Source organism: Polaribacter sp. SA4-12 (assembly GCF_002163675.1).
Classification (GTDB): Bacteria; Bacteroidota; Bacteroidia; order Flavobacteriales; family Flavobacteriaceae; genus Polaribacter.
The window spans coordinates 3015664-3039679 of sequence record NZ_CP019334.1 but is presented as its reverse complement, the minus strand read 5'-3'; the positions used below and the strand labels follow the sequence as shown (position 1 = coordinate 3039679).

The following is a 24016-nucleotide window of genomic DNA, read 5'->3' as shown; positions in this document are numbered from 1 at the left end:
CTCTTTTTAACACCTTAAAGTAACTTCAGAAAACAACGTTTTCAAATGATCCTTATCAGTTTTTGTTTTTTAATTAATGGTATGCTTGATGAATGTATTTTGCATATTTTTCTTGTTGTGCTCTATCTCCTGTTTTATAAAATTTTACAGCATCATTTGCACGCATAAAAAAGTGATTAACATCTATAATTGATAGAATTCCACTTCTAAACAAATCGTCTCTTACAGGGCCTTTAACACCTGCTAAAAAGATAATAATACCTTTCTTTTTATAGAACTTAATTCGCTCTTTCAGCATTTCTACTCCTGTACTATCAACTCTATTTATACTTTCTGCATCTAAAACTATCAATTTTAAAGCAGCTCCTTTTTTAAGAGCCATATCATCTAATTTATCTCTAAAGTAACTTGAATTTGCATAAAAAATTTGTGCATCAAACCTAAAGATTAAAATATCTTCTTCAATAATAACTTCTTCAAAACGACTTCTATTTCTATAAAAATCTGAGTTCGGAACTTTTCCTAATTCAGCAACATAAGGTCTAGATGTTCTAAAGATTAATACAATTAATGACAGCCCTACTCCAACTATAATACCAAACTCAATTCCTAATAATAAGGTTCCTATAAATGTGGCTAGCATCAACCAAAAATCTAAATGATTTGCTTTCCAAAGAAAGGCAGCTTCCTTAATATTTACCAATCCAAAAACCGCAACAATAATTATTGCTGCTAAAACAGTTTTTGGTAAATGATAAAATAATGGTGTTAAAAACAATAATGTTATAACCACCATTACAACTGAAATTAAAGCAGCCATTCCTGTTTTTGCGCCACTTTCTTGATTAATTGCAGAACGCGAAAAACTTGAAGTAGTAGGAAAAGCTTTAAATAATGAGCCAACCATATTACTTAAACCTAATGCTATTAATTCTTGATTTGGTCTTATTCTATATTCATCTTGTTTTGCTTCTAATGATTTTCCTATAGAAATGATTTCTAGATAACCAACCATTACCAAGGTAAGAGCTATTGGGAACAATTCTCTAATTAAATCGATATCAAATTCTGGGATTCCAAAACCAGGTAATCCTGATGGAATATCTTTTACAATAGAAACATCACCAAAAGACTTGCCAAAATATTTCATTATTAAAATACCAAAAATCACAACAATTAATGCGTTTGGTATTTTTTTATTAATTTTTCTGAAGATAAAAATCACAACAACAGAAATAAGTCCAATAATAGTTGTGTGATAATTTAAACTGGAAATTTGAAGCCAAATATCTCCTATAACATATTGTAATTGATCGCTCTGAACAAAATCTACTCCAAATAAATTTCGAAATTGATTAAAACCAATAATTAGTGCTACTGCAGATGTAAAGCCCGTTATTACAGGTTTAGAAAGGAAATTTACAATGAAACCTAAACTAAAAACGCCCATTATAAATTGAATTGCTCCAACCATTAAAGCCAACAAAATGGCAATAGAAATATAACTATCAGAACCCGCCAAAGCTAAGGTTGAAACACCCGTTGCTACAATAAGTGAATCCATTGCAACAGGACCAACTGCTACTTGTCTAGAAGAACCAAAGATTGCATACATTACTTGTGGAACTAATGCACAATACAAACCATAAATTGGTGGTAAACCTGCAATTAGAGCATAAGCAATACCTTGTGGAATTAAAATAATACCAACAGTAATACCTGCTACTAAATCTCCTTTAAATAGAGACGTATTGTAGTTTGGTAACCATTCTAAAATTGGTATGATTTTTTTAATATTCATTAGCCCATCTTAACCTTCCAAAAGGGAAGGGATTCTTACTCTTATCTTTTTTTAAACTCTTCTTTCTTTTCTCTATTTTCTTAATCTAAAATAATTCTCCTTGATTTTTTCCTTTTACTCTCCCTAAATGTTTGTACGCTAAATCAGTAACTTCTCTTCCTCTTGGAGTTCTCATTATAAAACCTTGTTGAATTAAAAAAGGCTCGTAGACTTCTTCAATAGTTTCTGTATTTTCAGAAACTGCAGTTGCAATAGTACTTAAACCTACTGGTCCTCCTTTAAATTTATCAATAATGGTTTTTAGAATTTTATTATCCATTTCATCTAAACCATGTGCATCAACATTTAACGCTTTTAAAGCATATTTTGCAATTTCTATAGAAATAGTTCCATCTCCTTTAATTTGTGCAAAATCTCGAACTCTTCTTAATAAAGCATTTGCAATTCTTGGTGTTCCTCTACTTCTACCTGCAATTTCTATGGCAGATTCCATTGAAATAGGAACTCCTAAAATATATGCACTTCTTTGAATAATTGTAGTTAATAATTCCGTTTTGTAATAATGTAATCTACTACTAATTCCAAAACGAGCTCTCATTGGCGCTGTTAACAATCCTGAACGAGTTGTTGCTCCAATTAAAGTAAAAGGTTCTAAATTGATTTGAACTGTTCTGGCATTTGGGCCAGATTCAATCATAATATCAATTTTATAATCTTCCATCGCAGAATATAAATACTCTTCTACAATGGGACTTAATCTATGTATTTCATCAATAAATAAAACATCACGCTCATCAAGATTTGTTAATAACCCTGCTAAATCTCCGGGTTTGTCTAAAACAGGACCAGAAGTAACTTTTATACCAACTTGCAATTCGTTTGCTAAAATATGTGCAAGTGTCGTTTTTCCTAAACCTGGAGGTCCATGAAAAAGTGTATGATCTAAAGCTTCTTCTCTTTGATTTGCTGCTTCAACAAAAATCTTTAAGTTATCAATAGCTTGGTCTTGTCCTGTAAAATCATCAAAAGAAAGCGGACGTAATTTTTTTTCTACGTCTAAATCTTCGTTTGAAAGATTGTCGTTTTCAGGATTTAAGTTTTCGTTCATAACTACAAAGATAAATGATTTTCAACTACAGTTTTGTATGTTTTGTTACACAAAAATATTATAGACTAACTATAAATAGCTGCTTCTATAAATGCTTTTTTTGAAGCTTCTGTAACACATCACCTTCAAACAGTTTTTCATAACGAGCATCTAAAACATAAGCTTTTACAACCACTTTTTATAAGAATCAATCGCTTGATTGGTTTATAAGATTTTAGACGAAGGATAAATATAAGTATTTGCATGCCACAAAGAAGTTCTTTCGTCTCCATGGTTGTTAACTACTAGAAGAGGAAGTTTCACAATTATCAAAAGCAAGTTCTAAATTTTTTAACTCTTCTTCTCTATTATTTAAAAATCTTTGTTTTGTATTGCATACAAAGTAAAACGTTCTAAATATTCTTCTGGAAGTTGAATTTTTTCTTCAGCTTCTTCAATAATTGAAACTTACTTTTTTCTTCTATATCAAAAAATTTATAAAGAAAGCTGATGGTATTTTTGAATTTTGCTATTAATAGCTAATATAACAAATCAAAATGACTCTTTTAAAGCAAAAAACCTTTCTGAAAAAGAAAGGTTTAAAATCATTTATTAAACGATTATTCTCTTAGTATTTTTTTCATAAACATCATTTCTTTAGATTTTACTTTAACCATATAGATTGATGTTTTTAAATTACTTGCTTCTAATTCTAGGCTTTTAGATTGTTTATTAAGATTCCAAGTTTTAATTTTTTTTCCTAAAATATTAAATGCTTCAACTTGTTCTATATATAAATTTTCTTTATTAGAAATAACGATTTTATTAGCTTCATGATTCATGTAGATGTCTAAGTTTCTTTCTAATAGTTCGTTATTTGAACTCAAAACTGTATTTTCATTAAACACAAGAAAAAATCTATCTTCATAAACACCCTTAGACAGTTCTAATTTTATTGTACTATCAATAAATATTTCTTTGGTTGTATTTTTGACAGCATCATATAAAAATATAGTTTTTTCTATATTTTCTATCTCATCAACTCTTAAATAAACAGGGTTATTAGAATCTATTATAAAAGCAAGAGGAACTTTTAAATTGTCTTTGATATCTTCTACACCAGCTATAACCAACTTCTTACTATCCATTTCATCAAAACTCCAATAAGCATCTGTTGGCTGTATATCTATCATTTCGCTCTCATAACCATAATCGAACTCAAAAGAATGTTTATTATTGAAAGAAATACCTAATTGCCTGTGAATAGTTAAACCATTTTTGTTACTAAAATCTATTCCTAACTTTAAAATAGAGAGTTTATCTGAAACTACATTTTTTGAAGATTCTTTAAAAAAGTACGGTTCAGTTGCTTGATAACTTCTTTGTTTATTACTAAATGCAATTGTTCCTCCATCAATATCTGAAGTCACAAAGAACCCTTGACCTGCTGCAATGTACCTTGATGGCACACTATATGTATAGCCATTTGTTAATCCAGCAATACCAGTAACAAGACTGTTTGCTGCAGTACCCATAGAAAAAGTTAACTGTGCATAACCACCTTCATAACCAAATTTTGAGTGCCCAAAGTCTACTGATTCACCTGAATGTTCCCAAAAATAAAGTGAACCGTCTATTGAATCTTCATTATTTAGTATGAACGCGTGTCCATCTAAAGTTCCTGCATATGGATTACCTACTAGACTTGTAGTCTCGCCAGTAATCCCAAAAGTTATATCTCCATCTATTGGACTTCCAGAAAAAGTAAAATATTGTGGATTTTCACCCGTACTTTTCATTGTAAATCCTAAACCTCTATCTAAATAACTAGTTTCTTTTAACTGTACCCAATCATCTCTTGTTTTATTATCAAAGAAAGCCCATATCCAATAGTTAGATATTTGAATAGGAGAACCTGTAGCTCCATCATAACCAGATATAAAATCAATATCATTAATCATTGATAAAGCAGTAAGATCTCCTCCAGCATCCTTTAATATGTTCGAAACTCTATATGTAATTCCATTAGGAAATTCTACTACTGGTGAAGACCAATAATTATATCTATAGGTATTTGGTAATTCACTTTTCTGGCTTATTAATAATTTTCCACTACCAGAAACATCAGAAACACCTTCATGAATTTGAATAAATTGTGCTGATCCTAAAATCCTTATTGTTGCGTCTGTATTAATATTGGTATTATTAAATACTATTAATGGGTTGTTACTTACACTTAAAGTATTACTTCCTTGAACATCTATTTTTCTAGCTTTTAAACTATTGCTGAAATTTTCATAATTCTCTTGAATAATTACACTTCTCGATTTATCGGGATAACCATTACTCCAAGCATTAGAAATTCTGATTGTAGGATCTATTCTATGCAATCCTAAACCATTGTTAGCTTGAGCATTTGGGCTTTTTACTTCTGATAAAAGTGGCGCATTTGCGTGCCTTGTTGTTGCAGGAATTGGATCTGTATCACCTAAAACTGGAATACTGTCGTCTATAAAATTAATCCATTCTGATGATGTAAATTCAGTATTTGCTTTGGTTACTTCATCTATTCTTACAAAAGAAGATTCATCTTCTATATTACTAACTACATCATAACGATTTGTCCAAGATGTGTTATCTGTTGTAGTTGAAAGAAACAAAGTGTCATTTCCTGCTGCTATCTCTGTAATATTTACATCTTCTATTTCTAATGGACTATTTATAATGGTTGTACCAGTTAATGAACCTGAAAAAGATTTTATAATAACTGAACTACCAGCAGCTAAAGGAGGAATTTGTAAAGTTGCTGTAGGTATGGTATTACCCGGAGATACATCTTTAAAAAAAGCTAGAATTATACTACTAGTTGTAATAGAAGCACCAATATTAGTTAATTCAATAACATTACCAGCAGCAGTTTGATAAACTTGACTAATTATTACTGGAGGTAAACTACAGTTTGATGGTGTTACTGAGCCATTTTGACTACTACCAATATCTTGGCCACTTGCGGTCGCGATTAAAGGAATACCGTTATTGTCTACTCCACCCTTTAACATATTATTACTATCTAAATCTGCTAATGTAAAATTAGCTCCTCCTTCAAATGCATCTGGGCAACCATCTGCATCACTATCTGTATCAAGATTATTTGTCAACAGATCTCCATCTGGATTTGCTGTACCTTCGTCTGTATCTAAAATACCATCATTATCATCGTCTAAATCAACAAGATCTATGTAGCCATCTGAATCTGTATCTGAGGTATCACACGATTTAGTTCCAGCAATTTGACTATTACCAATTGCTTGTCCGTTACCAGAACCAGCTTCTGCCAAAATTGGAACTCCATTCGCATTTACTGCACCGGTAATTACAAAATCCGAGTCTAGTTGAGATTCGACTACAGTTCCTGCAGCTTCTAGTGCATCTGGACATTGATCTCCATCACTATCTAAATCGAAATGATTTGGAATACCATCATTATCTGAATCTAAACTCGTCCAAACACCAAAACTATTAATTGTATCGCTAACAACTCCTGTATCAAAATCTGGGTCTTTGTAATTGGGTATTAAATCTGTATCGTGATCTGCAGAAGGATCAAAACCACCAAATTCATCTACATCTAAAATACCATCATTATCATCATCATCATCACTAGTGTCTATTACACCATCACAATCACTATCATTACCAGTTTCAGATATTGTTAATGTGTTATTACTTAAACTACTGTCTTCTTGAAAAAGAGGTTCTGCAACTGCAGTAAAACTTATAGGAAAAGGAGCAGTAGATACAGATGTATTAGCCGTTAAGGTTACACTTTCTCCTGGCAATAATTCTATAACTGTCCATTTACTTTCTAAACCACTATAAGAAGCGTAAGATAATGGCACACCTGCTTGAGTGAAACTTGCACTACTACTTGTTGCTGTTGCAGTAGAAGGTATTTGAAAATCGACTTCAAAATCTTTAGCTACTTCGGTAGAATTATTTCTAATTTTTGTTGTGAAAGTCGCTGTAGTTGGCAAGCAAAAATCATCTGCAATAATGGTTGAAGTGACAACTTCTAATTCTATTGGCGGAAAACTAATTTCTACACTATCTGAACTATAAGCAGTAAAAGCAATGTCTGTAGTACCAGATATAGTATGAACAAAATTACTTATTTGACTAAAATTTGTTGTAGTTATACCAAAATCACTTAATCTAAAACTTAAAACTCTTAAATCTCTGTAGGTATCTATACCAAAAGCACTGTTTACCAATCCTGAAGAAGGATTAACTTTATATATAGACCAATCTGTTCCCGAGACTATTGAAACACCATTAAAACTTACATTTAGTTCACTACCAACAGTATCTCCATTAACATCTATAAATTTAAATTTATCGGTTGCAGAACTTGGAGCTCCTGTTTGAGTAACAATAATGTCTGGTTTTGCATCGTTAATACTTACGGCTTGATTTATAACAATAGCTTCATAAGTAATTACTTGACTCTTAATATTAAAAAAATTTGTTGATAACTCTAAACCTCTATTACCATCTCTAACAAAAAAAGAAGGAACAATAGGGCTAAATGTTTTGATATAATCTCCAGTACCGTTATTTTGCGAAACTCCTCCCCAATTGGTAGCAATACCTATAAGTTCTTGTGAATTATAATTGATATCGGCAGGCATAGGAAAAGCTAGATAATTTCCTATAGTAAATGCAACACTATTTGATGTTAAAATTGGATCGTTAACACCTGTTGAATAAGTAATCCCATCAACAGTAAAACCTAATAAATTATTAGAATCATCATAAGTATTTTTTGATGACGAGGAAGATTGAAAAAAGCCACCCAAATCTCCATAAATAGAAACTACACTTTGTTGTGCTTCAATTAAATAACTTAACGAAAAGAAAGTAAATATAAATGCATTACGTAAAAATCTATTTGAAACTAACATATATTTAAACAATAAGGTATTTATGTAAAGAGAATAATTGCTATTAATGAAACAAATATAAGTGAAATACGTAATTTAAAAAAATAATCGTTTAATAAAATAACTATATCGTTAAACAGATATTGAATATAGGAAACACATTTTTATTGATAAATAAGTTATTTCCATTTAGGTATTAAAAGTAAAAACCTTTCCAAAATTGGAAAGGTTTTTGCATATATATTTTCTTTACTATTTATGATGGATCTTCACCATCTAATAGAGGTGTCGTTTGTAAAACGTAATCTTCACCATGTAAGTAATCACTATCATCATCTTTAGGATCTACACGTTTACTATAATCGTATGCCCATCTATGAACTTCAGGAATCTTTCCTGGCCAGTTACCATGAATATGTTCTACAGGAGTTGTCCATTCTAATGTATTAGATTTCCAAGGATTTTGTGTTGCCTTTTCTCCTCTATAAATAGAGATAAAAAAGTTAGCAATAAAAAATATTTGAGCGAAACCACCTACTAATGCAAACAATGTAATAACAACATTAATGTCAGATAAATCATCAAACATTGGAAAGTTAGTATTTGTATAGTATCTTCTTGGTAAACCTGCTAAACCAATAAAGTGCATTGGCCAAAAAACTCCATAAGCACAAATTATGCTTAACCAAAAGTGCCAATAACCTAATGTTTTATTCATCATTCTTCCATACATTTTAGGAAACCAATGGTACACACCAGCAAACATCCCAAAGATTGCAGAGACTCCCATTACTAAATGAAAATGCGCTACTACAAAATATGTATCGTGAATATTAATATCTAAAGCAGAATCTCCTAAAACTAAACCTGTTAAACCTCCTGTAACGAATGTAGAAACTAATCCGATAGAAAATAACATTGCTGGATTTAATTGTAGATTTCCTTTCCACAAGGTGGTGATATAGTTAAATGCTTTTACTGCTGAAGGTATTGCAATTAATAATGTTGTAAATGTAAATACAGAACCTAAGAAAGGATTCATTCCAGAAATAAACATATGGTGACCCCAAACAATTGTAGATAAAAATGCAATTGCCATAATAGAACCAATCATTGCTCTATAACCAAAAATTGGTTTTCTAGAGTTTGTTGATATAATTTCTGATGTTATACCTAGTGCTGGTAATAATACTATATATACTTCAGGGTGACCTAAGAACCAGAATAAGTGTTCAAACAATACTGGTGAACCACCTTGATAATGTAAAACTTCTCCAGAAATAAATATATCTGATAAATAAAATGATGTTCCAAAACTTCTATCAAAAATCAACAATAGAGCTGCTGATAATAATACAGGAAAAGAAACTACACCAATAATTGCTGTAATAAAGAATGCCCACATTGTTAATGGCAATCTTGTCATTTTCATTCCTTTCGTTCTTAAATTGAAGATAGTTACAATATAGTTTAACGATCCAATTAGAGAAGAAGCAATAAAAATTGCCATAGAAACTAGCCATAAAGTCATACCTGCACCAGAACCTGGTATTGCTTGTGGTAATGCACTTAAAGGAGGATAAATTGTCCATCCTGCAGATGCTGGTCCTGCTTCAACAAATAAAGAAATCACCATAATTACACTCGAAATAAAGAATAACCAGTATGATACCATATTTAAGAAACCAGAAGCCATATCTCTAGCTCCAATTTGTAATGGAATTAATAAATTTGAAAATGTACCACTTAAACCTGCAGTAAGTACAAAGAATACCATTATTGTACCATGGATTGTTACCAATGCTAGATAAATATCTGGATCCATTATACCATCTGTTTGATGTGAACCTAAAAACGCTTCAACAATTGAAAACGATTTTTCTGGCCATGCAATTTGCATACGGAATAACATAGACATTAATACACCAATGATTCCCATAAACATACCCGTTACAAGGAACTGCTTAGATATCATTTTATGATCTTGGCTAAAAATATATTTTGTTACAAATGTTTCTTTATGATGATGTTCTGACATAATCTTATTATTGATTTGTAGTATCTTTTAATTATAATTATTTAATAACTGATGCTAATGTAGGTTGCTCTGCAATCCATTCGTCATATTCGTCTTGCTCTACAACAGTAATCTTCATTTGCATGTTGTAATGAGAAGCTCCACAAATTTTATTACATAACAATAAATAGTCAAACACATAAGGATCTTCTCCTTTCGCTTTTCTAATTTTATTGATTCCTGCCGTTTTTTCTATAACTTCAGATTGACCTCTCATTTCTTCAGTAGTATACTTGGGTGTAAAACCAAACTCAGTAACCATACCAGGAACACAGTTCATTTGTGCTCTAAAGTGAGGCATATAAGCTGAATGTAAAACATCTTGAGAACGGAATTTGAAATGAACTTTTCTACCTTTAGGTAAATACAATTCAGTAACTTGTTTATCGTCTTGAGAGTTTTTATCAGTCATATCAACACCTAAAGTGTTAATTCCTTTTATATAGTTTACATTTCCTAAACCTAAAGTATTATCTTCTCCTGCATAACGTGCATCCCATCTAAATTGTTGAGAATATACTTCGATAACTACGGCATCTTTTTCATCGGATAAATCCATGATGTTATTCCATTGCCATAATCCATATCCGATTAAAACAACTAAAACTACAGCTGGTGTAATTGTCCAGATTGCTTCTAACTTATGACTATCTGCATAAAACTTAGCTTTCTTTCCTTTTTCACCTTTATATTTAAAAGTAAAGTAGAAAATTAAAAATTGCATAATAAATTGTACAACACCAATTAACCAGAAAGTAATATCAAAAAGGTTATCATCATGTTCTCCTTCAAAAGAAGCAGATTCTGGCAACATAATTACGTTCATAAAAATTAAACAATAAATCATTATTGCATATAAAAAAACCATAAAATATATGGCATTTTTACCTTGGGTTGCGTTGTCTTTATCAGTAGCTATTACGCTTCTTAAGTTCATTATTCTGGTTATTTGCCAGAAACTTACACCGATTGCAACAGCTATAAAAATATAAAATAGAGCTAGCATATTTATCTCGTCTTAATTATTTTAATTCAAATTATTTATTAATGATGATCTCCTGAACCTTCTCCTCTGTGTTCAATGTTATAGTAGTGGAAATGTTCACTCTCTTCTAAGAATGGATTTCCTTTTGGTATAGGATTTGCTTTGGCAAATGCACTAAATGTAGCGTAAATAAAGATTCCTAAGAAGAATAACAATGAGCCTAATTCAGCAATACCAAATGACCATTGTGCTCCTACAGTTGCTGGCATTATCATTACAAAAACGTCAACATAATGTCCAAAAAGGATAACAATACCTCCAATAACTACAAACCAAGGAATACTCTTAAAGTCACTATTTAAAAGTAACAATATAGGAAAAACAAAGTTCATACCTACCATTGCTAAAAATGGTAACTTATATTCATTAAATCTTGCAACGAAATATGTAGTTTCCTCAGGAATATCTGCATACCAAATTAACATAAATTGAGAGAACCATAAGTATGTCCAGAATACAGAGAAACCAAACATAAATTTCGCTAAATCATGAATATGACTATCATTTACAGCTGGTAAAGCACCTTTAGAACGTAAGTAAATTGTTACAAAAGCGATTACTGTTACTGCACTTACTAAAAGACTTGCTAAAACATACCATCCAAATAATGTAGAGAACCAGTGTGGGTCTAATCCCATAATCCAATCCCAAGACATCATAGATTCTGTAATCATAAATAAGAAAATAAAACCAACAGAAACATTATAATTTAACTTATAAATTTTACCTCCATCATTTGCTGTATCTTCTTTTATAGAGTTTCTACGGATAAACCATCTGTAAGCATTCCATATTGCTAAATAAACAATACTTCTAATAGCCCAACCTGGTACATTCATCCACCAAGATTTACCATCTACAATTGCATCGTAATTTTCATGACCTACTGTAACTGTTCCTTCTGCCATCCATGGAAACATGTGATTCCAATGCATAACAGCAGCAATTACAACAAATACCATAATGATAGATGTTGGTACTAAATTCGCAGTTATTGCTTCCATCACTCTAAATAAAACAACAGACCAACCTGCTTGTGCTACTCTTTGAATAGCATAAAATGCCAATACTAGTAACGATATTCCTAAAAAGAAGAATAATGCTACATATAATGCAGACCAAGGTTTGTTCTGTAATTGATGAAAAACATGTTCATCATGAGCTGCGTCATGATGTTCTCCATGTGCTTCAACAGCACCGTGTGCTTCAACAGCTACATGAGCATCTTGTTTATGCGCATCAACTTTTACTTCATCGTGAGAAGTAGCATGTTCATCTCCATGAGATGTTTGATGTGCTATAATTTCTTTAGCCTCTTCAACCGTTTTAGGTGCTGAATAAAAGCCATATGCAATACCCAAAGCTCCTAATATAATTAGTGCTATTGAGAGTGTTTTTAATTTACCTGAGAATTGATACATATCTTTTCGTATTCTTTCTTTTTGTAATTATTTTGCTAAATCTAAACGTAAAACTTCTACGTACTGTACTATCTGCCAACGTTCTGCATACGTTATTTGTGATGCATGAGAACCCATTAAGTTTTTACCGTGCATAATTACATGATAAATACTACCTGCGTTAATATCTCTATCCTTATAGTTTGGAATACCTGAAAATTTTTCTCTTTGAGATAAAACTCCATTTCCATCACCTTTTTTACCATGACAAGAAGCACAGTATATTTCATACATTGCTTTTCCGTTTGCTAAATTTTCTTCAGTTGCTTCTAACGGATTTGTTAGTGAAGTTTTAGCCAACTCATATCCTTCGTTTGTATCAGCAATATCATAAGCAGGATGTCCTCCTCTTGCAATTGTACCTGCAACAGGTTCTGAATTTACTGGATTTCCATTTAAACCTTCTGCACCATTAGGATTGTAAGGTATAGAAACATACATATCTGGCATGTATTGTAACTGAGGCGTACGTTTATCATTACAAGAAATAATACTTGTAAGAGTAACTAAAGCGATAATTAATTTAAAATTCTTCATTATCTATATATTAGTGCTTGTCTACTACATTAATTTCTACAGCTCCTGTTTTAACTAATAAAGCAGTAATTTCAGCTTCATTATTGTTTACAGGGATTTCCATTAAAAAATGATCATCTGTAGTTCTTGGATCTGGGTTTTCAGCTTCTTTAAATGGCCATAATCTACTTCTCATATAAAAAGTAATTACCATTAAATGGGCAGCAAAAAACACTGTTAATTCAAACATAATTGGCACAAATGCTGGCATATTAGCAAACCAACTAAAGTTTGGTTTACCACCAATATCTTGTGGCCAATCTTGAATCATCATATAATTAGTCATCCAAATAGCAAAGCATAAACCTGTAATTCCGTAGAAAAATGCAGTTATTGCTAATCTTGTTGGAGCTAATCCCATTGCTTTGTCTAAACCATGTACAGGAAAAGGACAAAATACTTCTTCTATATGAAGATGTTCTGCTTTTACAGCTTTCACTGCGTCCATTAGAACTTCGTCATCATTATAAAATGCGTGAATAACTTTTGATGATTCCATAATTATTCTTTATTAGATTTATCAGATGTACCTGCTACGTTTGCTAAATTAATAGCTGGTTTAGTTGGTATACCTTGTTCTCTTCTCTTCTTGTAAAATTCACCAGAAGATTTTAAAATAGTTTTTACTTCCGCTTGCGCGATAACAGGGAATGTTCTTGCATATAATAAGAATAATACAAAGAAGAATCCTATTGTTCCAACAAAAATACCAACATCTACAAACGTAGGTTCAAAACGCCACCAAGTAGAAGGTAAATGACCTTTACTTAATACAATTGCAATAATATCGAAACGCTCAAACCACATACCAATATTAATAGCGATAGAAATAATGAAAGTAATTATAAAACTTCTTCTAAATTTCTTAATCCATAATAATTGAGGAGTAATAATATTAAATATTATTAGCGACCAGAATGCCCAAGCATAAGGCCCCGTTGCAGCACCTACAGATAAATATGTATAGTTTTCGTAAGGAGAACCTGTATACCAAGCAATAAAGAACTCTGTTGCATAAGCTACAGCTACAATACCACCAGTTAAGATAATTACAATGTTCATATACTCAATGTGCATACGTGTAATGTAATCTTCTAGGTTAGTAACCTTTCTCATTATACCCAATAACGTCTGTACCATTGCAAATCCTGAAAATATTGCTCCTGCTACGAAATAAGGAGGGAAAATTGTTGAGTGCCAACCTGGGTTAATTGATGTAGCAAAATCCATAGATACAATTGTATGTACAGAAAGTACTAATGGTGTTGCTAAACCTGCAAGTACCAAAGAAACTTCTTCAAAACGCTGCCAATCTTTAGCTCTACCTGACCAACCAAATGATAATAATGCGTAGATTTTCTTTTGGAAAGGCTTCACAGCTCTATCTCTAATCATTGCAAAATCGGGTAATAAACCTGTCCACCAGAAAACTAATGATACAGATAAATATGTTGATATTGCAAACACATCCCATAATAATGGCGAGTTAAAGTTTACCCACAAAGAACCAAATTGATTCGGCATTGGCAATACCCAATATCCATTCCATGGTCTTCCCATGTGAATAATAGGAAACAATCCTGCTTGAAATACAGCGAAAATTGTCATTGCTTCTGCAGAACGGTTAATTGCCATTCTCCATTTTTGACGGAATAATAATAGTACTGCAGAAATAAGTGTTCCTGCGTGACCAATACCTACCCACCATACAAAGTTGGTAATATCCCAAGCCCATCCAATGTTCTTGTTTAATCCCCAGACTCCAATACCAGTTCCTACTGTGTAGAAGATACATCCAAATCCCCAAAGCATTGCTGCTAAAGAAATATAAAATGCTATGTACCAGTTTTTATTTGCAGCACCTTCAATCGGTTTTGCAATGTCTTCTGTAATATCGTGATAACTTTTATCACCTAATACTAAAGGTTCCCTTATGGGTGCTTCGTAATGAGACATATTTTTATTACTTAGTTTTAACTTTATTTGTTTAAAGCTGAATTTAAAAAACCCTAACTTTCTACTTGTTTACGCTTCGTTTGTATTTTTTACTTTTACTTGATAGATTACATTCGGTTTTGTCTGTAAATAATCTAACACGCCAAAAGTTTTCTTATCTTCAACTAATGCAGCTACTTTATCTTCTTCGTTATTAATATCTCCAAAAACCATAGCTCCAGTTGTACATGCAGATGAACAAGCTGTTTCAAACTCATCTGTATTAACAGCTCTTCCTTCTTTTTTCGCTTTTAGAATTGTTGCTTGTGTCATTTGAATACACATAGAACATTTTTCCATAACTCCTCTAGAACGAACTACAACATCTGGGTTTAACACCATTTTACCGTATTCGTTATTCATATTGAAGTCAAACTCGTTATTATTTGAATAATTAAACCAGTTAAAACGACGAACTCTATAAGGACAGTTGTTTGCACAATATCTTGTACCTACACATCTGTTATAAGCCATTTGATTTTGACCTTGACGACCATGAGATGTTGCTGCAACTGGACAAACAGTCTCACAAGGAGCATGGTTACAGTGCTGACACATCATCGGTTGAAAAGTAACCTCAGGATTTTCTGCTTCAGTTTCTATCGCTTTGTATAAATCTCCCCCACTTAATCCTTGTGCTTTCGCTTCTTCACGAGTTGCAATTTCAGAAGAGTAATATCTATCAATACGCAACCAGTGCATATCTCTACCAACTCTAACTTCTTTTTTACCTACAACAGGTACATTGTTTTCTGCATGACATGCAACAACACAAGCACCACAACCTGTACAAGACGTTAAATCTATTGATAAGTTAAAGTGATGACCAATCTCTCTGTTATGCTCATCCCATAAATCAATTGTTTTTGCTTCAACTTCTTTATGATCATAAGATACAAATGCTGGCTTGTTCCAAGAATGTTTTGGATCGGCACTACTTGTAACATCTTTTAAAGAAGCAACTTTTAAAATATCATGACGACCAGCAATTGTTTTTTGCACTTGTGTACAAGCAAATTGATGCGTTCCTGATACTTTTTCTATTGTAACTCCGTACTGAATATTGTTTCCGTTAGTGTATAATGAATACGCATTTACACCAACTTGCATTTCTTTATTTAAACCAAATGTTTTTCCATAACCTAATGCTAAACCTACAGAACCAATTGCTTGACCTGGTTGTATCATTACTGGAACAACAACTTCTTTTCCGTTTACAGATACTTTGGCATAATCACCATCAATAGCACCGTTATCTTTTATAGGATTTGTAAAACCTAATTCTCTGGCATCAGCCATAGACATCATTAAGTAATTATCCCAAGAAGCTCTTGTAATTGGATCAGGAAATTCTTGTAACCAAGGATTGTTTGCTTGTTTACCATCTCCTAAACCAGTTTTGGTATATAAGTTTAATTCAAAACCTGAAGCTTTTTTAGCTGAACTAGAAAGTTTAGCAGCTGCATCTGATACAGAAAATTCGCTTAAAGTAGCTTCAGAAAGAACAACTTCTTTTGTAAAGAAACCATTATGTAAAGCTTTGTTCCAAGAACTAAGTCCTAAAACATTTGCAGTAGCAAAAGATTTTAAATAATCGTAATATTTTGTAGTATCTCCAGACCAAGTTAATAACGAATCTTGAACTTGACGCGTATTAAATAATGGCTGAATTGTTGGTTGCATTAAACCATAAGTAACAGAATCGAACTGAGCATCTCCCCAAGATTCTAAAAAGTGTGGCGTTGGTAATACAAAATTAGAAGCATTTACTGTCTCATTATTTTCTGTTGATAATGCTACCGATAATTCTAATTTTTTTAATCCTTCAGAAAAATCTGATGAATTTGATAATGAATAAATTGGATCTACATTGTAAGAAATTAATCCTGCAACTTTACCAGCTTTCATATCAGAAACTAATTGAGCAACTTCAGCATCATTTCCTTGACGGATATTTAATGTGTTGTTTACATCTATAATTTCACTATTTAATGCTTTGTTAATTGCTAATGCAATTAGTTGCGCATTTTTATCATTTAGCCCTGTTAGTACAACACCCTTAGAACCATCTTTCTTTAATTGAGTAGCTAAATCTTCTATAACTGCATCTACAGGAGTAGATTTAGAAGAAACGTTAGCACCAGTTATAGCGTTATATAAGTTTAACAATGCAAATACTTGATCAGATGGTTTTACAACCACTCTTTTATCAGAGTTTGCACCAGTTAAAGACATGTTACTTTCAATCTGTACATGATAAGACATGTGTCCTGTATCTGATTTTCTACCAGCAACATAACTTTTTTCAAATCCACCATGAAAATCTCCAAGGAAATCCGCACCAAAAGAAACAATTGTTTTTGCTTTATCTAAATGATAATTTGGTAATGCACGTTTACCGTACATTGCCATAAAAGCATCTGCTGCTCCAGATTCTGAAACGGCATCGTAAACAACGTGTTTTGCATTTGGATTAGCAGCAATAAATCCTTCAATTATTTTATCTGTAGATGGACTTGCCATCGAACCAGTTAATAAAACTACCGATTTATTTGCTTCTTTTAGTTCGTTTAATTTAGTTCCAATTTCTTTATCAGCATTTGCCCAAGAAATTGTTTTTCCATTTTTAGTAGGTTCTTTTAAACGTAATTTTTCATCATATAAAGATAAAACAGCAGCTTGTACTCTTGCGCTTGTTGTTCCGTTTGCTTCTTTATTTGGCATTATTTGAATCGGACGACCTTCACGTGTTTTAACTAACACATTTGCAAAATCGTAACCATCTGCCATTGATGTTGCGTACCAATCTGCAACTCCAAGAGTAACATCATCTGGTTTTACAACATAAGGAATAGACTTTCTTACTGGCCCCTCACAAGCTGCTAAAGAAGCAGCTGCAGTAGTAAAACCAACATATTTTAAAAAGTCCCTACGAGAAGTAGAAGAGTTTTCTAACGTTTCTTTATCACCTAAAAACTCATCCGCAGGAATTTCTTCTACAAATTCGTTTTTACTTAACGTTTCAACAATAGAACTACCTTTAAGTTCCTCAACACTTTGCCAGTATTTTTTGTCTGAAGCCATTTATACTTTTTATTTAATGATTGAAAGATTTAAAAAATTGTAAACCAATTTTTTAAACTTTTAATTTTTAATTTTTTAAAACTAGTAGTGACACTTACCACATTCTTTACCACCTAATTGTGAAATAGTAACTTGATCTACATTGAATTTCTTTGCCAAATCTTCATGAATTTTTTTGTAATAATCATTACCTTTTAAATCCACTTTAGTTTGTTTATGACAATCGATACACCAACCCATTGTTAATGGAGAATGTTGATACAATTCATCCATTCCCTCTACAGGTCCATGACATTTCTGACATTTTAACCCTGCAACTGTTACGTGCTGTGAGTGATTAAAGTATACAAAATCAGGTAAATTATGGACTCTCACCCATTTAATTGGTTGTGTTTTACCTGTATACTCTAAGTTATCTGCATCCCAGCCAGCAGCTTTATATACTTTTGCAATTTCTAAATCTAATTCTTCTTTTCCAAGAACAATTCCATCTTCTAATTCAACAACAGTATTATCTGCAACTTCAGAAATGTTTTTATGACAATTCATACAAACATTAACAGATGGAATACCAGATGTTTTACTATGTTTTGCTGATGAATGACAATATTGACAATCTATCTTATTATCTCCTGCATGTATCTTGTGTGAAAATGCAATTGGTTGAATTGGCTGATAACCTTCATCTACACCTACTTTAAATAAGGTTCCGAAAAAGATATAAATTCCAATTAATACTAAAAATATTGTTGACAATACTTTTAAGAACGTATTCTGCTTTAAACCTACCCAAAGTTCATGTAAATCTGTTTTAAGATTAGAACTTTCTCCTGGAGCAACATTTCCTTTTAACTCATTTACTTGTTTTAATAAACTAGCAATCATTAAAAAGGCAACTATAATAGCTGCTGCTAAAACATAAATTAACCAACCTGGAGCATCAGAAGAAGCTTTAACTACAGTATCTGATACAACTTCTTTCTTTTTAATTTCACCAACAGTTGTGTAGTATAAAATATCATCGATATTTTTATCTGACAACTGTGGAAAAGCAGTCATAGAAGCTCCCTTATACTCATCAAAGATGGCATTAGCATCTGAATCGCCCGAGGCTCTTAATTCTGCATTGTTTTTAATCCAAGCTTTTAACCAATCATTCTCTCTTCTTTCCTCAACACCTCCTAAAGCAGGACCAATAAGCTTCTTGTCTAACTTATGACAAGCAGCACATAAAGATTTGTATATTTTCTTACCTTCTTTTTGGCGAGCTTCATCTATATCTTGTGAAAAAGAAGACAAGCTAAAAGCAAAAAACAAAAGGACTGTAAAACTTTTTAGAAGTAATGTGGTTAGTCTATTGTGCAATTTTACACTTTTCATATTTAAACTTTCTTTAAAAATATCTAATAAAAAATGATAAAAGTCATTTTTTTTCGTTCAGCAAAAGTACTACTTCTTCCTAAAGTTTGAAAAGCTAAAGGAATGTTAAACTTAATTTATAATTATTCTAAATAAGGGGTTTTACTAATTTATTACTGAACTTGTCGTTATTTTTGTAGAAAATATTGAACACCATGAAAAGTAAATCTATAGCACTTTTGTTTTTGATTGTTTTATTAACAACAAGTTACAGTGCATTTTCTCAAAATAAAACAAACAAATCAAAAGAAATTAAAAGCATCATTTCTAAAAAAAGAAGCTATAATAATACCTATGGCTTTGGATATAGAATTCAACTTTATAATGGTAATGAACAAAAAGCGAGGAAATTTAGAGCTCTTTTTGGTATTGAGTTCCCTGGAAATTTTTCGAAATTAGTTTATAATGCACCTGAATGGAAGGTACAAGTAGGTAATTATAAGACAAAATTAGAAGCTGATAAAGATTTAATAAAGTTTAGAGAAAAATTTTCTGGAATTATAGTTGTTCCAATGGGAAAATAATTATTTTTCTTCTATTTCTTTAACGGAAACAGATACTATCGTTTTCCCCCACCCTAAATACATGGTAACAGTTTCTTCTTTATTTTTATTAAAAGTTATTGAAAAAGCTTCAATATTTTTTTCTGATTCAGATACTTTACCCAAAACTCGAAGAACGTCATCTTTCTTATCATAAGTATAATGACCCCAAACATTTCGAACAGAGCTAAGAATTAATGTCCATTCTTTTTTAGCAGGAATTGTAAACAAAGTATACGTGCCTGCTTTAACTTTTTTACCAGCAAAGAGCACATCTTTAAAAAAAGTAACTTCTGGAGCTTCGTTAGCACCAGTTCTCCAAACTCCTTTAGTAGAATCTGCAACTGCCAATGTAGACATTGCTCTTCCTTTTAATTGCGGCCTACCATAAATGACTTTTACTAATTTATCAGGATCTTTCCAACTACTAGGGTAAGAAGCTGCATCCAAGGGACTGACATCTAATCTTGAAAATTTTTGAGCAAAAGAATCTGTAGTTGAAATAAGTGTCATTGCAAAAATTGCAATTGATAAGATTGTATTTTTCATCTTTAGTAATTTATTATGAAGTAGAATTTCAAAAATAGAAAACCCTACACTGTGAAGTTACTAATTTTGTGTTAAAGAAATAAGGAGCTTATAAACTCTTTATTTTAGATTAGATTAGAAAAGATTACTTAAATCATTAACAACCACAACCTGAATCGCATCCATTACCTTTTTTAGAAGGAAAAACATATTTCCTCACTAAAAAAACAACTGCTAAAACAACTAACGTATATGCTATAATTTCTTGCATTAACTTAAAATTTGATAGGTAATAAATGAAGCTAAATAAGCCAGTAACCCCATACCAAACAACTGAATTAAAGGCCATTTCCAAGTTTTGGTTTCACGTTTCACAATAGCCAAAGTTGCCATACATTGCATTGCAAAAGCATAGAAAACCATTAATGACATTCCTACAGGAAAATTGAATCTCTTCTTACCAGTGTCTGGATTGACTTCGGACCTCATCTTCTCTTTAATAGTAGAAGTGTTTTCATCATCTGACTCTACACTATAGATTGTAGCTAAAGTACCTACAAATACTTCTCTTGCTGCTAATGATGTAATTAAAGCAATTCCTATTTTCCAATCATAACCTAAAGGTCTAATTGTTGGTTCTATTGTTTTTCCTAAAATTCCGATATATGAATTCTCTAACTTAACGGATGCTATCTTTTGTTGTAATTCTTGGCTTGATAAGTTTTGATTCGCAACATTTTCAATCGTATTTTTCTCAGCATTATCAAAAGATACAGGTCCGTTTGATGCTAAAAACCATAAAATAACAGACAATGCTAAAATAATTTTACCTGCTTCCAAAACAAACGATTTTGTTTTTTCTACAACTTCGAAAAATACATTTTTGATAGACGGTAGTTTATAATTTGGCATTTCTACCACAAAAAATGATTTCGATTTTATTTTTAATGTTTTATTTAAAATATACGCTGCTACTATTGCTGTTGTAAACCCTAAAGCATATAATGATAATAAAACTAAACCTTGTAAATTTAAGAATCCAAAGATTTTAGTATCAGGAATAATTAAAGAAATTAGAATTGCATAAACGGGTAAACGTGCAGAACATGTTGTAAAAGGAACTACTAAAATAGTAATCAAACGCTCTTTCCAACTAGAAATGGTTCTTGTTGCCATAATTGCAGGAATTGCACAAGCTGTTCCAGAAATTAAAGGAATTACACTTTTTCCATTCATACCAAAACGACGCATAATTTTATCCATTAAAAACACAACACGACTCATATAACCAGTCTCTTCTAAAATTGCGATAAATAAAAACAGAATTGCAATTTGTGGTATAAAAATTAAAACACCTCCAATACCTGGAATAATTCCTTCTATTAATAAATCAGTAAGCACGCCTGTTGGTAAACTACTTTTTGCTAAATCTGCAATTTCTGCAAAAGTACCGTCAATCAAATCCATAGGCAATGTTGCCCAATCAAATATTGATTGAAAAATCACTAATAATAAAAAGACGAAAAATACATATCCAAATACTTTGTGTGTAAAAATTCTATCTAGTTTACCACGTAAATCTGTAGCTTTACTCTTATCTATAATATACGTCTTTTTAAGAATTTTATTAATTTCTTGATAACGATAAATAGTTTCTTTATGTTGATACTTCTTAAGTTTAGAAGTGTCTTTTTTAAATGCTAGTAACTTCTCTTTTTCTTCTTTTGTTACAGAATCTGGATAATTACCTTGCGTAACCATCAACCATAATTGATACAAAGAATAATTAGGACTGATTTCTTTTAATTTTGTAAAATAATCTGGATCTATTTTATGATCAATACCACATAAAGGCGATGCTTTTGCAGCAACATGACAACGAATAATAGCAGCTTTCACTTCATCTATTCCTTCATTTTTCCTTGCACTTATTAAAATTACTTCTGTATTTAATTCTTTCTTTAATAAAGACAAATCAATGGTAATTCCTTTTCGAACCATTTGATCAGCCATATTGATTGCCAATACAGTTGGAATTTCTAAATCTTTAATTTGAGAAAAAAGCAGCAAGTTTCTTTTTAAGTTCTCGACATCTGCAACCACCAAAATAACATCTGGAGATTCTTTAATATCCTTTTTTAATAAGGTTTTTAAAACAATACTTTCGTCTATAGAAGTAGGATTTATACTATAAGTACCTGGTAAATCTGTAATAATTGCATTCTGAGTAGAAGACAATTTACTAATACCTTCTTTTTTATCAACAGTAATTCCTGGATAATTTCCTACTTTTTGATTTAAACCAGTAAGTTGATTAAAAAGTGAAGTTTTCCCTGTATTAGGATTTCCTATTAAAGCAACTTTTATATCGTTTTTAGCCATTTAGGATTAGCTTTTCAGGATTATAATTTTAGATGCAGTTTCTTTTCTAATTGCCAAATGACTACCATTAACACATATATATAAAGGATCTTTTAAAGGTGCAATTTGAACTAATTGAACCTCCGCACCAGGTAAACAACCCATTTCCAATAATTTCAGAGGAATAGAATCTAATGATTCTTCAGAAATGTATCCTATTTCTCCTTTACGTAATGTAGCTATAGTACTCAATGAATTTTATTTGGGATACAAATATAAGAATTTAGAATGATTCTAAACAAGTTATTGCGAAGCATATTCTTGTTTTAACAAAACAATATCTTCTTTAAGCTTTTTCATGTCTTTTTTCTCTGTACCATCATAATAACCACGAATACGTCTTTCTTTGTCTACCAATACAAATTGCTCTGTATGAATAAAGTCGTTTTCATCTCCATTTCCTTCATCTAAAACAGCAAAATAACTTTTTCTAGCTAGTTCGTAAATGTGTTTTTTAGGCCCAGTAGTTATATTCCATTTACCATCAATAACACCTTTTTTCTCAGCATACGCTTTTAAAACAGAAACACTATCCATTACAGGAGTAACAGAATGTGATAAGAACTTAATATCATTATCCTTTTTATAATATTCTTGCAACTCACTCATATTATAAGCCATAGCAATACAAATTGTTTGGCAACGTGTAAAGAAAAAATCTGCTACATAAATTTTATCTTGATAATCATTATTAGTAATCGTTTTTCCATTTTGATTGATCAATTTAAAATCTGCGATCGTGTGATTTTTTTGAACATGCAACATACTTTCATCAACCAATCTAGGGTTTACATCTATAGGATTATAAATTTTAAGATGATTATCAACTTTTAAAAGGTGATAAAAAACGGTGAGTGCAACTGCAGAAAATACTACGAAGAAGATAAGCGTAGGTATAGACTTTTTAAAGAATTTTAGCTCCATAAAACATTTTATATAAGTACAAATTTACGACTTAAAAATCCCACAGAAAAACAAACAAAAACAAATACTTTCTAAAATCTTTGTTAAAATAAAAACCAAGTTCTATTAGCCCTTTTT

General features: G+C 31.4%; 17 protein-coding genes. 1 reads left to right on the top strand and 16 read right to left on the bottom strand.

Annotation, left to right across the window (positions count from 1 at the left end; all coding sequences use genetic code 11):
- Positions 1-73: 73 nt before the first annotated feature.
- The 11 genes from BTO07_RS13200 to BTO07_RS13150 form a co-directional block, all read right to left on the bottom strand.
- On the bottom strand, positions 74-1801 hold the full coding sequence (locus BTO07_RS13200; protein WP_087521677.1) for a SulP family inorganic anion transporter: 1728 nt from the start codon (positions 1799-1801) through the stop codon (positions 74-76).
- Positions 1802-1886: 85 nt separating this feature from the next.
- Positions 1887-2909: a Holliday junction branch migration DNA helicase RuvB gene (ruvB, locus tag BTO07_RS13195; RefSeq protein ID WP_087521676.1), complete on the bottom strand. Its 1023-nt coding sequence runs from the start codon at positions 2907-2909 to the stop codon at positions 1887-1889.
- 599 nt (positions 2910-3508) lie between these two features.
- Positions 3509-7849, bottom strand: a complete 4341-nt coding sequence (locus tag BTO07_RS13190) for a DUF11 domain-containing protein (RefSeq protein WP_087521675.1) — start codon at positions 7847-7849, stop codon at positions 3509-3511.
- Between the two features lie 235 nt (positions 7850-8084).
- Positions 8085-9866, bottom strand: a complete 1782-nt coding sequence (locus tag BTO07_RS13185; RefSeq protein WP_087521674.1) for a cytochrome c oxidase subunit I — start codon at positions 9864-9866, stop codon at positions 8085-8087.
- 37 nt (positions 9867-9903) lie between these two features.
- Positions 9904-10911: a cytochrome c oxidase subunit II gene (locus BTO07_RS13180; RefSeq protein ID WP_087521673.1), complete on the bottom strand. Its 1008-nt coding sequence runs from the start codon at positions 10909-10911 to the stop codon at positions 9904-9906.
- 38 nt (positions 10912-10949) lie between these two features.
- Complete coding sequence (locus BTO07_RS13175; RefSeq protein ID WP_087521672.1) at positions 10950-12371, bottom strand: quinol:cytochrome C oxidoreductase; 1422 nt, start codon at positions 12369-12371, stop codon at positions 10950-10952.
- Positions 12372-12398: 27 nt separating this feature from the next.
- Entirely contained in the window at positions 12399-12947 is a 549-nt protein-coding gene (locus tag BTO07_RS13170) for a c-type cytochrome (protein ID WP_198342470.1), read from the bottom strand.
- Between the two features lie 10 nt (positions 12948-12957).
- On the bottom strand, positions 12958-13485 hold the full coding sequence (locus BTO07_RS13165; protein WP_087521671.1) for a DUF3341 domain-containing protein: 528 nt from the start codon (positions 13483-13485) through the stop codon (positions 12958-12960).
- A 2-nt stretch (positions 13486-13487) separates the two neighbouring features.
- A complete protein-coding gene (gene nrfD / locus BTO07_RS13160) occupies positions 13488-14942 on the bottom strand; it encodes an NrfD/PsrC family molybdoenzyme membrane anchor subunit (RefSeq protein WP_087521670.1) in 1455 nt (484 codons plus the stop codon).
- A 69-nt stretch (positions 14943-15011) separates the two neighbouring features.
- On the bottom strand, positions 15012-18065 hold the full coding sequence (locus tag BTO07_RS13155) for a TAT-variant-translocated molybdopterin oxidoreductase (protein WP_087521669.1): 3054 nt from the start codon (positions 18063-18065) through the stop codon (positions 15012-15014).
- Between the two features lie 81 nt (positions 18066-18146).
- Positions 18147-19445 (bottom strand): cytochrome c3 family protein, encoded by a 1299-nt coding sequence (locus tag BTO07_RS13150; RefSeq protein WP_087521668.1) that lies wholly within the window; start codon positions 19443-19445, stop codon positions 18147-18149.
- A 194-nt stretch (positions 19446-19639) separates the two neighbouring features.
- Here BTO07_RS13150 and BTO07_RS13145 point away from each other — a divergent pair, with 194 nt between their 5' ends.
- Entirely contained in the window at positions 19640-20008 is a 369-nt protein-coding gene (locus BTO07_RS13145; protein WP_087521667.1) for an SPOR domain-containing protein, read from the top strand.
- Here BTO07_RS13145 and BTO07_RS13140 read toward each other — a convergent pair whose 3' ends face one another.
- The 5 genes from BTO07_RS13140 to BTO07_RS13120 form a co-directional block, all read right to left on the bottom strand.
- On the bottom strand, positions 20009-20575 hold the full coding sequence (locus BTO07_RS13140; protein WP_087521666.1) for a DUF2911 domain-containing protein: 567 nt from the start codon (positions 20573-20575) through the stop codon (positions 20009-20011).
- 136 nt (positions 20576-20711) lie between these two features.
- Entirely contained in the window at positions 20712-20825 is a 114-nt protein-coding gene (locus BTO07_RS13135) for a FeoB-associated Cys-rich membrane protein (protein ID WP_087521665.1), read from the bottom strand.
- Positions 20825-22936 carry a ferrous iron transport protein B gene (feoB, locus tag BTO07_RS13130; RefSeq protein ID WP_087521664.1) on the bottom strand — a complete coding sequence of 704 codons (2112 nt, stop codon included), beginning with the start codon at positions 22934-22936 and terminating at the stop codon, positions 20825-20827. The genes BTO07_RS13135 and feoB overlap by 1 nt, the downstream gene beginning before the upstream one ends.
- Positions 22937-22942: 6 nt before the next feature.
- Positions 22943-23167 carry a FeoA family protein gene (locus BTO07_RS13125; protein ID WP_036825361.1) on the bottom strand — a complete coding sequence of 75 codons (225 nt, stop codon included), beginning with the start codon at positions 23165-23167 and terminating at the stop codon, positions 22943-22945.
- Positions 23168-23218: 51 nt separating this feature from the next.
- The gene (locus BTO07_RS13120) at positions 23219-23899 is read right to left on the bottom strand and encodes an SCO family protein (protein WP_087521663.1); all 681 of its coding nucleotides are present in this window, start codon (positions 23897-23899) and stop codon (positions 23219-23221) included.
- Positions 23900-24016: the final 117 nt, after the last annotated feature.

Coding starts and splice junctions, on each gene's coding strand:
- BTO07_RS13200 (WP_087521677.1), bottom strand. CDS start 1,801: ATGAATATTAAAAAAATCATACCAATTTTAGAATGGTTACCAAACTAC.
- ruvB (WP_087521676.1), bottom strand. CDS start 2,909: ATGAACGAAAACTTAAATCCTGAAAACGACAATCTTTCAAACGAAGAT.
- BTO07_RS13190 (WP_087521675.1), bottom strand. CDS start 7,849: ATGTTAGTTTCAAATAGATTTTTACGTAATGCATTTATATTTACTTTC.
- BTO07_RS13185 (WP_087521674.1), bottom strand. CDS start 9,866: ATGTCAGAACATCATCATAAAGAAACATTTGTAACAAAATATATTTTT.
- BTO07_RS13180 (WP_087521673.1), bottom strand. CDS start 10,911: ATGCTAGCTCTATTTTATATTTTTATAGCTGTTGCAATCGGTGTAAGT.
- BTO07_RS13175 (WP_087521672.1), bottom strand. CDS start 12,371: ATGTATCAATTCTCAGGTAAATTAAAAACACTCTCAATAGCACTAATT.
- BTO07_RS13170 (WP_198342470.1), bottom strand. CDS start 12,947: ATGAAGAATTTTAAATTAATTATCGCTTTAGTTACTCTTACAAGTATT.
- BTO07_RS13165 (WP_087521671.1), bottom strand. CDS start 13,485: ATGGAATCATCAAAAGTTATTCACGCATTTTATAATGATGACGAAGTT.
- nrfD (WP_087521670.1), bottom strand. CDS start 14,942: ATGTCTCATTACGAAGCACCCATAAGGGAACCTTTAGTATTAGGTGAT.
- BTO07_RS13155 (WP_087521669.1), bottom strand. CDS start 18,065: ATGGCTTCAGACAAAAAATACTGGCAAAGTGTTGAGGAACTTAAAGGT.
- BTO07_RS13150 (WP_087521668.1), bottom strand. CDS start 19,445: ATGAAAAGTGTAAAATTGCACAATAGACTAACCACATTACTTCTAAAA.
- BTO07_RS13145 (WP_087521667.1), top strand. CDS start 19,640: ATGAAAAGTAAATCTATAGCACTTTTGTTTTTGATTGTTTTATTAACA.
- BTO07_RS13140 (WP_087521666.1), bottom strand. CDS start 20,575: ATGAAAAATACAATCTTATCAATTGCAATTTTTGCAATGACACTTATT.
- BTO07_RS13135 (WP_087521665.1), bottom strand. CDS start 20,825: ATGCAAGAAATTATAGCATATACGTTAGTTGTTTTAGCAGTTGTTTTT.
- feoB (WP_087521664.1), bottom strand. CDS start 22,936: ATGGCTAAAAACGATATAAAAGTTGCTTTAATAGGAAATCCTAATACA.
- BTO07_RS13120 (WP_087521663.1), bottom strand. CDS start 23,899: ATGGAGCTAAAATTCTTTAAAAAGTCTATACCTACGCTTATCTTCTTC.